The following is a 12,630-nucleotide window of genomic DNA, read 5'->3' on the forward strand; positions in this document are numbered from 1 at the left end:
CATAGCGCACCGGGAGCGGTCGCCGACCACCGGCAGGCTGATGTAGGAAGTCGGAGAACATTCTGCTAACGGGAGTACGCCGGTGAGCAAGGCGCTACCAGGAGTGACCCCGTGAGCGAGCGCATCAAAGGGGTCACCGCGGCCGAAGGCCGGGGGAAGTCCGAACACCGATGCGTGGCCCGTACGAAGAGGGCCGCCGAGCGAAGTGGGGAGGACGCATGAGCGAGCGCCGCATGGGGATCGTCCCGGCCGAAGGCCGGGAGCGCATCACCGCGTCTCGCGCATGCGAGACCGAACAAAGAGAGGTTTCGGCATGAGCGTCACCACCCTCGTCCTGCTGCTGGCCGCGGCGGCCGCCGTGGCGCTGGGCGCCGCCGCCCTGCACACGGCCCGCGCCCTGCGCCGCCAGATCGCCGAGCTGCACGCCGAGCTCAGCGCGGCCCGTCAGGACGCCGTCGCGGGCGCCGAGGCGGTGCACCCGGCCGTGGCGAGCATCCCGGCCGCCCGCACCACCCCGTCCGTCGAGACCCCGCTCGCCGACATACGCGCCGCCGTCGCCGATGCCCTGGCCGAGGAGCGCGAGCGCGAACTGGCCGAGGCCCGCGCCTTCTGGGCCGCCCAGGAGGCCAGGGACGCCGCCGACGCCCCGTCGCTGCTGGGCGGCCTCGTCGGCCTCGGTGACGAGGGCTTCCTCGACGCCCGCGCCGACCAGCGCGAACTGCCCGAGCGCCAGGAGACCGACCGGCTCGACACCCAGCCGTTCCTGCCGCGCCAGGCGGACCTGGCCGGCCTCGAACCGCTGCTGGGCCGGGACGCCCTGGAGGCGATGGACGCGATGGAGTCCATGGACGCCTTGGACGCGCCGGAGTTGGAGCCCGTCGAGGAGACCGAGTCCGCCGAGCTGGCCGCCGCGCGCCGGCGCCACCCCTCGCACCCCGACTTCGCCCCGTCCCCGGTGATCAGTGATCACGAGCGCACCGTCGCGCGCCTGGAGGAGCTGGCGCAGCAGGCGACCCCGCTCGCGGACGTACGCCCCGGCCCGCTGGGCACCCTGGACGTCTATGTCTTCACCGACGGCACCACGCTCTGTCTGACCCCCGGGCAGCGCGAGACCGCGGAGCGCGTGGCCGGCGCACTGCACGCGGGGCTCACTCCCGTGCTGCTGGGCGGCTCCGGTATTTCCGGTGCGTATGCACTGACCTTCTCCTGGGGCGAGAGCCGCGAGGACAGCGTCTACATCCTCGCCGACCGCGTCATCGCCTCGCTCTGACCTGGCGCGGCGGCGCGCGTCAGCAGCGTTCCGCCGCCGCCCGGACGTATCGCACGGCCTCCGCCAGCTCTTCGGCGGGGGCCACTTTCGCGTCAGAGTCCCCCGTTCCGTCGGCCATCCGTACCGCCGCGGCCCGCAGCGCCTCGACAAGATCGTGTCCGGCCACCGCCAGCTGGTCCCCGGCCGCGAACATCCCGGCGTCCGGCAGCTCGTACGGGGTCTCCCCCGGCCGCTCGATCAGCTGCGCCCGGGTCGCCAACTGCCGCGCCAGCGCGAGCCCTTCGGCCGCGGCACCGCGATGCATCCTGCTTTGCGGCAGCGATCTGAGGCGGTCGGCGAGGGCGTCGACGGCGGTCTGCAGGGGGGTCACGTCAAGCACGCCGCGAGCCTATGCGCCACCCCGGGGTGGTTGCCAACGCCCCAACGCTCAGGCACGGTGGGCTGAAGAACCAGCATCGACCGCGTCCGGAGGCGCCGATGTCTCAGCTCTTCTCCGAAGAGACCCACCGGAACATGCTCTCCCGTATCCCGCATTGCACCGGCCGGGAAATCTCCGACTGGCTCCGCACCGTTGAGGAAGGCCCCGCTCTCTTCCGCTTCGACGAAAAGGTCAGCTGGCTTCGTGGCGAGCACAATCTCGCCTACGGCCACGCCAAGGCAATCGTCCATGAACACGACCTCAGGCGCGCCGCGCGCAAGTTCTGATCCGCGGTGACGGGGCTCGGTCCCGGTCCGGCTCGGAACACTCCTCACTCACCACGCCGAAGGGCCCGCGGGCACATTGCCCACGGGCCCTTCGTACGGCGCGTACGGCGCATCCCGCGCCGCGGCGTCGTACGGGGTCAGTCGCCCCGGAGGATCGAGATCAGCCGCAGCATCTCCATGTAGATCCACACCAGCGTCAGCGTCAGACCGAACGCCGCCAGCCAGGACTCCTCGCGCGGAGCGCCGTAGGCGATGCCGTCCTCGACCTGCTTGAAGTCCAGGGCCAGGAACAGCGCGCCGAGGACCACGCCCACGATGCCGAAGACGATGCCCAGGCCGCCGCTGCGGAAGCCGAGGCCGTCACCGCCGCCGAACACCATGAACAGCAGGTTGACCATCGACAGCAGGACGAAGCCCAGCGCGGCGATCATCACGAAGCGGGTGAAGCGGGCGGTGACCCGCACGATCCGCGTCTTGTAGGCGACCAGCATGGCGACGAACACCGCCATCGTGCCCAGCACCGCCTGCATGGGGGCGCCGTTCATGTTCGGCAGGCCGTTGATGAAGCCGCTCAGCGCGCCGAGGAACACGCCCTCCAGCGCGGCGTACGCCAGGATCAGCGCGGGCGACGGCTTGCGCTTGAAGGACTGCACGAACGCCAGCACCATCGCGACCAGACCGGCGCCGATCGCGAAGCCGAGGCTCTGGGTCAGGAAGAGCCAGCCGACGGTGGCGCCCGCGATGACCGTGCCGAGCGTCATGCCCGTGCGCGCGACGACATCGTCCATCGTCATCGGGCGGGTCTGCGGCGTGTACTGCGGCGGTGCCTGGGTGGCCTGCTGCTGGTCCTGGGCGGACGGGTTGCCGCCCTGCGCGTAGGGGTTCGTTCCGGCGTACGGGTTCGCGGCGCCCCCGGCCTGCGGCGGCGCGTTGAAGCCCGCGTAGCCGGTGTCGCGGCTGAACCCCCGACGCGAGAAGACCGGGTTGCTGCTCCTCATCTCACTCCTCCATGGCCGCCCTGCGCGGCCTTGACGGCAAGCGTAATGGCTTGGCAAAAGGGCGTCGCTAGTTCTTGAGCAGGATCTTTCCCTGAACCCGCCCGGACGCCTCCTCCATGAGGAGGACGTTTGAGAGGGCGGAGAGGTGCCCGGAGCGGGGCCCGGACGCCCGGCACCCGACCGGCCGGCGGTCCTGCCGTTACACCGTAACGTCGTCCCGTCACCGGCATTCCGGGTATTCGATCTCTTGCTGTGCTCTTGCCGTTGCCTCGCCGAGCTCTTGCCGTCCTCTTGTCGTCGTCTGTTGTCGTCGTGTGATGCCGCCGTGCCCGAACTGCCATTTCCCTCGGCTTCCCCGGGGACGCCTTCCCGCTGCCGCTTCGCGCGGAATCCGATAAATGTCTGATCGCAACGGACGTCACATGACGGGGCAGGCAACCGATTCGCGGGGGGTCCCGTCTTCCCTGCTGGCCGGAGCCTGCCCCGGCGGGTGGATCTGCGGGGCTGACGCATGGTCAAGATCCGAACGCCGGAGTGCCCCTTCTCGATGCTCCCGTGGCTCACCATCCGTAGCACCATGGACGCGATCGGTTGTTATCCGGAGGGACAGATAGGGCTATTCTGGCGGGAAACAGTAGCGAAAGAGGGTTGAGGTGCCTGTGCCTGACGTCTCAGTAGTCGTCATCGTCTACAACGACGCCGACCGGTTGCCGATCGCGGTCCAGTCCGTGCTGGATCAAACGCTCCGGGACGTCGAGGTGGTGATCGTCGACGACTGCAGCACCGACCGTTCTTTCGAAGTGGCGCAGCAACTCGCGGCCGATCATCCGGGGCGGGTCAGAGCCTGCCGGCTGCCGGAGAACAGTGGTGCGGGAGGCGAGCCGCGGAACGTCGGCATCCAGCACACCGAGGGCCGGTACGTCATGTTCCTGGACAGCGATGACGTCCTGGAACTCAATGCGTGCAGAAATATGCTGGAGGCGGCGGAGGAAACCGGGTCGGACATTGTTTCCGGACTGACCGTCCGGCTGCACATGGACACCCGGAACCAGAAGCGCGACGAGTGGTACGCCTGGCTGTATTCCACCACCCGCACGCTGGAATCCGTCACGGAATTGCCGGACCTGTTCGTCTGGGACACCCTGTGCACCAATAAATGCTATCGCCGGGAATTCCTCGTCGAGAACAATCTCCTGTTCCCCAAGGGAATGTTCTACGAGGACCTGGTATTTATCGCCGAAGCCTATCTTGCGGCACAGCGCATCACCCTGATTCCCAATCAGGTCTACTTCTGGCACGTCCATGAGCAGGCCGCCGTGAAGTCGGTGACGAACCGGCGGCACGAAATGAGTAACTACTCCCACCGGCTGGAAATTCACAGACGCATCGACGCCATGCTGGCGAAGCGCGGGCTGGCCGAGATGAAGCTCGCCAAGGACGTCAAATTCCTCAAGCACGACCTGGTGCTGCATCTGCGGGATCTGCCGTTCCGCGACGATTCCTACCGCCAGGAGTTCGCCGAGCTCTCCCGGGAATACCTCGAAAGCATCGCCCCCGAGGCGTACGAGCGTGTGCAGCCGATACAGGCCATCTGTGCGTATCTGCTCCAGCAGGGTGACTGGGACAACCTGATCCCGGCGGTCGACACGCTCATCAACCGCGACAAGGTCTCCTCGCCGCTCGCCGAGCACGACGGCCGGATCTTCTGGTGCGACGGCTACACCGACGATGCGTTCGGGCGCGCCGTACTGGACGTGACCGACATCGGCTACCACGAGAAGCCGGTCAACCAGCTGTTCCTGCGCAATCAGCTCACCGGCTTCAGCGAGTCCGGCAGGTCCGTCTCACTGACCGGCCGGATCAACAATCCGCTCGGCATCATCCCGCCCGGGGCGCAGCTCAAGGGCGAGCTGGAGTTCAGCGCCCGGCGGCGCAGCCTGCAGTCCTTCCACTTCCCGGTGCGGGAGCTGCGCCACGAAGGTGACGCCATCCACTGGGAGACCACCGCCGACCTCACCGCGAAGCTGCGCCCGCTGGGCATCGTCGACACCATCTGGGACGTACGGCTGCGCCTGGACGTGGACGGGGTGCGCACCACGAGCCGGCTCACCGTCGCCGACACCGAGCTGTCCGGTGGGCTGCCGGTGCGGCCGCGGCTGTCGCGGATGGTCGCCGATCGCCTCGAACCGCATGTCTCGGCCAAGGGGCATCTGGCGTTCCGCCTGGTCAGCGAGAGCCGTAACGCCGAGCGCGTACAGGAACTGATCGCCCGCGGGGTGCGCGGCAAGCCCGGGACGCTGGCCAAGACCGGCTACCGCAAGGCGAAGGAGCTGCGCAAGAAGGTCACCTCCGGCGACAACAAACTCCGCGCCTATCACGAGGTGTTCAGCCGGCTGCCGATCAAGAAGCGCACGGTGGTCTTCGAAAGCCACCTCGGCAAGCAGTACAGCGACAGCCCGCGCGCGATCTACGAGGAGATGCGCCGCCAGGGCCTGGAGTTCGAGGCGATCTGGTCGTACACCGGGTCCCCGAAGGAGTTCCCGAAGGGCGTCACGCTCGTACGGCGCTGGTCGCTGCCCTATCTCAAGGCGCTGGCGCAGGCCGAGTTCTGGGTGGACAACCAGAGCTACCCGCTCAAGCTCACCAAGCGCCCGGAGACCACCTACCTCCAGACCTGGCACGGCTCGGCGCTGAAGAACATGGGCTTCGACCAGCCGTCGCTGAAGGCGCAGACCCGGCAGCAGCAGGCGGAGCAGCAGCGTTCGCTGGACCGCTTCGACCGGTTCCTGATCCGCTCCGAGCACGATGTGCACACCCTGGCCAAGGCCTTCCGGCTCAAGGAGAAGACCCTGCTGCGGGTGGGCTACCCCCGCAATGACGCACTGGTCCGCGCCCGGCAGCGGGAAGCGGCGCTGGGAGCGCGTGAACGCGGGGCGCTGGCCGCGGAGTTGGGCATTCCCGACGACAAGACCGTGCTGCTTTACGCGCCGACGTTCCGTAAGGCGGGCGGGCGGCACGGGCGCTTCGAATTGCCCTTCGACGTGGAGCGTTTCGCCGACCAGTTCGGCGACCGCTATGTCCTCCTGGTGCGCTCGCATTACCTCAATCATGTGGTGCTGCCACCGACCGTGGAGGGCCGGGTCATCGACGTATCGGCGCGCCACGATGTAACACCCCTGCTGGAGCTGGCCGACGGGCTGATCACGGACTATTCCTCGGTGATGTTCGACTATGCGCTGCTCGACCGGCCGCTGGTGTTCTTCACCTACGACTACGACGAGTATGTGCACGAGGGCCGTGGCACCTACTTCGATCTGCTGGAGCATGCACCGGGCCCGGTGATCCACACCGAGGACGATTTCCACGAGGCGATCAAGTCGTTCGAGTCGCAGTCTTTGGAATACGCGAAGAGCCGCAAGGAATTCGTCGCCAAGTTCGGAGAATACGACCGGGGCAACGCCGCCCAGAGCATCGTCGATCAGTTTTTCGCGCAGTGGAGCCGTTGATGACCAAGTCGTACGCAGCCGAGCCGCGGGACATCTTCTTCGTCTCCAACAGCGTCAACGAGATGGGCGGCATCACCAGTTGGTCGCACCAGATGGCGCGCCTGTTCAGCGAGCAGGGCCACCGGGTGCACATCGTCGGCGTGGTGCCGCCTCCCGAGGGGCGGGGCCACGAGCTGGCGGCCGACCTGCCGTTCCGGACCACCACGCTCTACGCCGAGCATCCGCCGGCCGTCCGCCCCGTGCGGGGCCTCAAGGACAAGCTCAACCTCGCCGAGCAGCGCCGCCGGACCGCCCGCGAGGCCGGTATGCAGGAGCAGGCGGCCAAGATGAGCGCGCTCTTCCGGGCGGCGAAGCCGGACGGCGTGGTGATCGTCACGCAGGTGTGGGCGATGGAGTGGGTCGCCCTGGCCGACACCGCGGGTCTGACGGTGATCGGGATGAGCCATGAATCGTTCGACACCTGCCGTAAGTCGTCCCGTTTCGGCCGGGTCAAGCGGTTCTACCAGGGCGTCGACCGGATGCTGACGCTCACCCGGGAGGATGCCGACCGCTGGATCCGGCAGCGGATGGACAACGTCGGCTTCATGCCGAACCCGCTGCCGTTCTTCCCCGAGGTCCCCTCGGACCGCTCCCGCAAGTGTGTGGTCAGCATCGGCCGGCTCCACGAGGAGAAGGGCGTGGACCTGCTGCTGGAGGCCTGGGCGAAGGTCGCGCCGCAGCACCCCGACTGGATGCTGCGGATCTACGGCTCCGGCGAGGAGGAGGCGGCGCTGCGCAAGCAGGCCGCGGAGCTCGGGATCGCCGCCACGGTCGCCTGGATGGGCCGGACGGCAGATGTGCCGGGCGCGCTGCGCGAGAGCGCGGTCTTCGCGCTCAGCTCGCGCGGCGAGGGCTTCCCGCTGGCGCCCATGGAGGCGATGGCGACGGCCGTGCCGTGTGTGGCGTTCGATGTGGCGCCGGGCGTCCACGAGATCATCTCGGACGGCGTGGACGGGCTCCTCGCGCCCCCGGGCAATATCGCCGAATTCGCCCGGCACCTCGACACCCTGATGTCCGACAAGGACCTCCGGGACTCGATGGGCACCACGGCCCGGGAGAACATCCAGCGCTTCTCCACGGACGAGATCCTCGGCCGCTGGGAGAGCCTGTTCGCCCTCGTGGAGCGGTGACGCTCATGGGGCGCTGAGCCGACAACTCCGCGTACGGAGGGGCCGCCACGTGCTTTCGTGGCGGCCCCTCCGGCACGTCGGTCTCCCTGTGGGTGAGCCGCTCGATGCGCGCCTGCGGGGCCGGGGAATCCGGCCGTCTGGCACCCCTCGATGAGGCGACGGGCCGCGGTGGGGTGATGCATGGCCCGGCCGGCCGCCACCACTTCGACGGCCCACGTCTTCTGCCCCCGCAGGACCGGCCGAGCGGCCGTGGTCACTTGGTGAAGACCAGGCTCACGTTGTGTCCGCCGAAGCCGAAGGAGTTGGCCAGCGAGGCGTTCCACCGGCCGGTGCGGTTCTCGCCCTGCACCACGTCCAGGTCGATCCTCGGGTCCAGTGCGTCAAGGTTGCGGACGGCGGGCGCCACGCCGTCCTTGAGTGCGAGCAGCGCCGCCAGCGCGCCCACCGCGCCGGAGGCCCCCAGCATGTGGCCGGTCATGGACTTCGTGGCCGTGACCGAGGCATGGGTGCCCACGGCGCGGCCGATCGCCTCGGCCTCCGCCAGGTCGCCGGACTCGGTGGAGGTGGCGTGGGCGTGCACATGGCCGATGTCCTGCGGGGTCAGTTCCGCATCCCGCAGGGCCAGTTCGATGGCGTGGACCTGACCTGCTGCGTCGGAGGCCGTGATGTGGTTCGCGCTGGAGCTCACGGCGCTGCCGGCCAGCGTGCCGTACGTCTTGGCGCCGCGGGCCCGGGCGAACTCGGCGCGCTCCAGCACCATGATTCCCGCACCCTCGCCCATGACGAAGCCGCTGCGGGCCACATCGAACGGGCGGGACACCGACTCCGGGTCCTCGGACTGCGTCGAGAGCGCCTTCATCTGGGCGAAGGCGGCGAGGGTGAACGGGTGCAGACAGGCCTCGACGCCGCCGGCGACCACCACGTCGACCCGCCCGGCGCGGAGCAGATCGAGGCCCATCGCGAGCGCCTCGGCACCGGACGCACAGGCGCTGACCGGCGTCCTGGCCCCGCCCTTGGCGCCCAGGTCCATGCTCACCCAGGCGGCCGGTCCGTTGGGCATCAGCATGGGGACCGCCAACGGCGAGAGCCGGCGCGCCCCGGACTTCTCGAAGAGGTCGTCCTGGCCGAGGGTGGTGAGCACACCGCCGGTGCCGGTGCCGATGACCACGGCCAGCCGTTCGGGCTCGACGCCGGGAGCGCCGGCGTCCTGCCAGGCCTCCCGGGAGGTGAGCATCGCGAGCTGCTCGCCGCGGTCCAGCTTCCGGGCCTCCACACGGGGCAGCGCGGCGGCCGGGTCCTCGGGGAGTCCGGCCGCAATGCTCACCGGGAGGTCAGTGGCCCACGCCTCCTCCAGCGCGCGCACACCGGACTTTCCCGCCAGCAGCCCCGACCAGGACGATGACGCATCGGCGCCGACCGGAGTCATCGCTCCGATACCCGTCACCAGCACCTGACCGTTCTCGGCCATCTTCGTCTCCTCTGATCTCATAGACACTGCACAAAACCCATGAGGGTCTTGTAGAGATCATCTCAGCAATTCACTTGCTGAACAGGCGAGAAGGGGACCGATGCGCCGTCGGCAAGTTGTGATATCTCCACAACCGACCGCACCTTCTCCGCGCCCGGCGGAACCATGATCCGCCCGTCCATTCCGGGCCGGTCCTGTCCGGGCCCGGACGGCGCACAGGACCGAGCGCGCGCCCCCACTCACTCCCCCGGCGCGAAGGGGAAGCAGCAGTTCCCGTCGATCAGATCATCCGTACCGAAGCAGCCGGTGTCCTGAATGGCCTTGCGTACGGGGGCGAGATCGAGGTCTTCCCCGTCGTCTGCCGTGCCTACCAGGCAATCAGCAGACAGCGCGGGGGAGGTCAGGCGCATCCGGGGTGAGACCCCCTGGCGTCATGCCAAGGCCCTTGCAAGGTCTCTTGCCTCACCGATCCCCAGAACTCTGGTTCTCGTACCGGACCCGCGCTGTTCAACCGGCAACGGGACGCACTCCCACAAGGCTTGTGGGAGTGCGTCCCGTTCGAAGGCCAGGGGGTCAGTTGACCTTGGCGGTGCGCTTCGGGTGGGTCGGCGGATATTCCTCTGCGGGCTCTTCGGGATCGGCTACTTCGGACAGATTCACCTTGCTGTGCAGCCGCCTCAGGAATCCTGGTGCCCACCAGTTCGCCTTGCCCATCATGCCCATCAGTGCGGGCACCAGCAGCGAGCGGATCACGATGGCGTCCATCAAGATCGCCAGCACGATGCCCAGGCCCGCCATCTTGATGATGGACACCTTCGAGGCGATCAGCCCTGCGAACACCACGGCGAGCAGCAACGCCGCCGAGGTGAAGACCGCGCCGGTCTTCTTGATTCCCTCGACCACCGCGGCGTTGTTGTCCTTGCTGATCAGGTATTCCTCGCGGATCCGGGACACCAGGAACAATTCATAGTCCATGGAGAGGCCGAACGCGGCGCAGAACATGAGAACCGGCATGGCGTTGTCGAGGTAGCCGGACGAGGTGAAGCCGAGCAGTTTCTGCAGATGCCCGTCCTGGAAACCCCAGACCATTGCACCGAATGTCGCGGTGAGGCTCAGCAGGTTGAGGAACAGCGCCTTCAAGGGCACGACGACGCTGCCGGTCAGCAGGAACGTCAGCAGGAAGCTGAAGACGGCGATCAGGCCGATGGCCCAGGGCAGCCGGTCGCCGATGGACTGTTTGTCATCGACCAACCGGGCCGATTCGCCGGTGAGTTGCGGATGTCGGCCCTTATAGCTCATCGCCCTGATGTCGTGCACGGTCTGCTCCGCCTGTGGGGAGTACACGTCCACATCCGGCTTGAGCAGCGCCGAGACGAACGAGTTGTCCGCGTTGGCCATGACCGATCCGGAGCCGGGCAGTGGGTGAGCCAGCCGGCCGTTCTCCCAGACCCCTTCCGCGGAACGGACCAGGCTGACATGGGGCATGGTGCTGATCTGCTGGAGGATGCGTTCCTGGGCAGGTTTGTCGTTCTTCCCGCCGCTGAGGCCGGGGAGGTAGACATTGACGGGGAATGCCGTATTGCCGGGGAAGTTGTCCCGGATCCGCTGCTGCACCGCCCGGACCTGTGCCTCCGCCGGCAGCACCTTCTCATCGTCCTTGCCGATTTTTACGTGCAGGAACGGCACGGCCAGCACCGCGAGGGCGACCACCAGCAGTGCCGTCACGGGGAACCGACGGCGGATCGCCCAGCGGGCCAGCCGACCCCAACTCTTCTCGCTCGGATTGAGTCCGGGGAGCTTGGGCAGTGGCCACTTCTCGATGTTGCGGCCCAGCAGCCGCAGCATCGCGGGCAACACCACCAGCGCACCGAACACCGCGCCGAACACCGAGGGAACCGCCGCATAGGCGAACGACCGCAGGAACGGCAGGGGGAACAGCAGGAGGGTGGCGAGAGAGAGGCCGACAATCATGCCGCTGAACAACACGGTCCGGCCGGCCGTGCGCAGGGTGCGCAGCACCGCGTCCGGCACTTCCCGGCCGGCCGCCAGTTCCTCCCGGAATCGGGTCACCATCAGCAAGCCGTAGTCAATACCGAGCCCCAGAGCCAGTGCACTGGTCAGGTTCAGCGAGAAAATGGATACCTCGGTGAACATCGACAACAGCCGTAGCACAAAGAAAGTGATACCGGCGGAGAGCGCGCCCATCGCCACTGGAAGCAGCGCGGACATCACGCTCCGGAACACGAACAGCAGCAAAATCATGCTCAGCGGTACGGCGATCGCTTCTGAGGTGACCAGGTCGACAACGATCTGGTCCTGAATCGCCCGGAACACCTCGGCGTTCCCGCCGATTTCAATTCCCAGCGTTCCTTGTCCAGCGTCATACCGGTCGTGCGCAGCGTTCAGCCAGTCGCTTTTATCGTTTTGACTGCCGCTTAGCTGAACCAACAACAGAGCCTGTTTATGGTCTTTGCCGCTCAGGCCGCCGAGGGCCGGTGTCTCCCAATAGGAAATGACGGATTCGACGCCAGGTTTGGCGCGGACTTTCTTGCCAAGTCGGAGACCTTCCGCCTTGACCTCCCCGCTGTCCACCGTGCCCTTACGGGCGGTGATCAGGAAGGCGGCGTCCGCGTCGCCGACCTTGAACTCGTGGTGCAGGGACTGTGCGGTGACATCCGATTCGGTGCCGGTAGCGTCGAAGCCCCCGCCGGAAAGCGACGGGATGACACCTATTCCGAAGCCGAGGGTGATCAACAGGATGATCGCTGCGACACCGAGTACCTTCTTAGGGTTGCGCTCGAGGGCACGGACCCGACGGTCTCGCACCTGTTTGTTTTCGGCCAACTCAAAACCACCCCCAGCAGTTATCGATCAACCGTATCAGCCGTAATTGCGCGTGCTATGGATTCTGGCGATCCGCTTGATGAGAACTTTGCTCGCGAGAATAAATCCGCACTTACGGTCAGGGGCGTGCCCCGCGCGCTCCACGGAGCGCGACATTCAGGTTGAACGCGCCACGCAACACCTTCTCCATCGGACCGCCGTCGGGGGGCAGGAGCCCGAGTTGCCGGGCGAGATCCATGTTGTCCATATAGACGTCCAGGCGGCTGATCAGTCCGTCTTCGACGACGAAGAACTCCGACATCCGGGCACTCCACCGGCGGCCGTTGGCACGCAGACCGTTGAACCGGGTGCCGGTGAAGGTGCCGGTCAGCAGCACCTGGGCGGCTACCCTGCCCTCCGTGTCGGCGACCAAGCTCATGACCTCCGTGTGGGCGTCGGGAAATGACCCGTAGAACGCATTGAGGTGGCCGCGGAGTTGGTCGGGCGCGGTCATGTCGCCGACCAGTGGCAGATGCTCGATACCGCCAGGGTGCCAGCAGGCCAGCAGGCCGTCCATGTCCCGCGCGTTGTACGCGTCGTACAACCGGCGCACCAAAGCGACGGCCGCTTCCTCGGTGGTCGGGGTGTCGGTTCCGGTGGACGGCGAGGTGTTCGGCTCGGTGCTCATCCT

The 12,630-nt window shown here is 67.5% G+C and carries 10 protein-coding genes; 4 read left to right on the plus strand and 6 right to left on the minus strand.

Annotated elements, in window-relative coordinates; genetic code table 11:
- Nucleotides 1–313: 313 nt before the first annotated feature.
- Nucleotides 314–1,270 (plus strand): hypothetical protein, encoded by a 957-nt coding sequence (locus tag ACGFWI_RS25115; protein WP_393908266.1) that lies wholly within the window; start codon nucleotides 314–316, stop codon nucleotides 1,268–1,270.
- Between the two features lie 19 nt (nucleotides 1,271–1,289).
- Here the strand turns inward: ACGFWI_RS25115 and ACGFWI_RS25120 are convergent, their stop codons facing one another.
- Nucleotides 1,290–1,649: a hypothetical protein gene (locus tag ACGFWI_RS25120; protein WP_393908267.1), complete on the minus strand. Its 360-nt coding sequence runs from the start codon at nucleotides 1,647–1,649 to the stop codon at nucleotides 1,290–1,292.
- A 98-nt stretch (nucleotides 1,650–1,747) separates the two neighbouring features.
- On the opposite strand from ACGFWI_RS25120, the gene ACGFWI_RS25125 reads away from it, so the two are divergent.
- Nucleotides 1,748–1,975 carry a DUF4287 domain-containing protein gene (locus ACGFWI_RS25125; protein ID WP_030088455.1) on the plus strand — a complete coding sequence of 76 codons (228 nt, stop codon included), beginning with the start codon at nucleotides 1,748–1,750 and terminating at the stop codon, nucleotides 1,973–1,975.
- Between the two features lie 137 nt (nucleotides 1,976–2,112).
- On the opposite strand, the gene ACGFWI_RS25130 is transcribed toward ACGFWI_RS25125, so the two are convergent.
- The gene (locus tag ACGFWI_RS25130; RefSeq protein WP_393908268.1) at nucleotides 2,113–2,973 is read right to left on the minus strand and encodes a Bax inhibitor-1/YccA family protein; all 861 of its coding nucleotides are present in this window, start codon (nucleotides 2,971–2,973) and stop codon (nucleotides 2,113–2,115) included.
- A 659-nt stretch (nucleotides 2,974–3,632) separates the two neighbouring features.
- Between ACGFWI_RS25130 and ACGFWI_RS25135 the strand changes: the two genes are divergently transcribed.
- A complete protein-coding gene (locus tag ACGFWI_RS25135) occupies nucleotides 3,633–6,479 on the plus strand; it encodes a CDP-glycerol glycerophosphotransferase family protein (RefSeq protein WP_393908337.1) in 2,847 nt (948 codons plus the stop codon).
- Nucleotides 6,479–7,648, plus strand: coding sequence for a glycosyltransferase (locus ACGFWI_RS25140; RefSeq protein WP_393908269.1), 1,170 nt, complete (start codon nucleotides 6,479–6,481; stop codon nucleotides 7,646–7,648). Before ACGFWI_RS25135 ends, ACGFWI_RS25140 begins: the two co-directional genes overlap by 1 nt.
- 253 nt (nucleotides 7,649–7,901) lie before the next feature.
- Here the strand turns inward: ACGFWI_RS25140 and ACGFWI_RS25145 are convergent, their stop codons facing one another.
- The 4 genes from ACGFWI_RS25145 to ACGFWI_RS25160 form a co-directional block, all read right to left on the minus strand.
- Nucleotides 7,902–9,116: a beta-ketoacyl-[acyl-carrier-protein] synthase family protein gene (locus ACGFWI_RS25145; RefSeq protein WP_393908270.1), complete on the minus strand. Its 1,215-nt coding sequence runs from the start codon at nucleotides 9,114–9,116 to the stop codon at nucleotides 7,902–7,904.
- 239 nt (nucleotides 9,117–9,355) lie between these two features.
- Entirely contained in the window at nucleotides 9,356–9,526 is a 171-nt protein-coding gene (locus ACGFWI_RS25150; RefSeq protein ID WP_393908271.1) for a hypothetical protein, read from the minus strand.
- 163 nt (nucleotides 9,527–9,689) lie between these two features.
- The gene (locus tag ACGFWI_RS25155) at nucleotides 9,690–11,960 is read right to left on the minus strand and encodes an MMPL family transporter (RefSeq protein WP_393908272.1); all 2,271 of its coding nucleotides are present in this window, start codon (nucleotides 11,958–11,960) and stop codon (nucleotides 9,690–9,692) included.
- A gap of 118 nt (nucleotides 11,961–12,078) precedes the next feature.
- Entirely contained in the window at nucleotides 12,079–12,627 is a 549-nt protein-coding gene (locus ACGFWI_RS25160) for an ester cyclase (protein ID WP_393908273.1), read from the minus strand.
- Nucleotides 12,628–12,630: the final 3 nt, after the last annotated feature.

This window comes from Streptomyces sp. NPDC048434, from assembly GCF_043200375.1.
Taxonomy (GTDB): domain Bacteria; phylum Actinomycetota; class Actinomycetes; order Streptomycetales; family Streptomycetaceae; genus Streptomyces.

What these genes read in the sequence shown, in the direction of transcription:
- ACGFWI_RS25160 (WP_393908273.1), bottom strand. Translation starts at nt 12,627, where the DNA reads ATGAGCACCGAGCCGAACACCTCGCCGTCCACCGGAACCGACACCCCG.
- ACGFWI_RS25145 (WP_393908270.1), bottom strand. Translation starts at nt 9,116, where the DNA reads ATGGCCGAGAACGGTCAGGTGCTGGTGACGGGTATCGGAGCGATGACT.
- ACGFWI_RS25150 (WP_393908271.1), bottom strand. Translation starts at nt 9,526, where the DNA reads ATGCGCCTGACCTCCCCCGCGCTGTCTGCTGATTGCCTGGTAGGCACG.
- ACGFWI_RS25140 (WP_393908269.1), top strand. Translation starts at nt 6,479, where the DNA reads ATGACCAAGTCGTACGCAGCCGAGCCGCGGGACATCTTCTTCGTCTCC.
- ACGFWI_RS25115 (WP_393908266.1), top strand. Translation starts at nt 314, where the DNA reads ATGAGCGTCACCACCCTCGTCCTGCTGCTGGCCGCGGCGGCCGCCGTG.
- ACGFWI_RS25130 (WP_393908268.1), bottom strand. Translation starts at nt 2,973, where the DNA reads ATGAGGAGCAGCAACCCGGTCTTCTCGCGTCGGGGGTTCAGCCGCGAC.
- ACGFWI_RS25125 (WP_030088455.1), top strand. Translation starts at nt 1,748, where the DNA reads ATGTCTCAGCTCTTCTCCGAAGAGACCCACCGGAACATGCTCTCCCGT.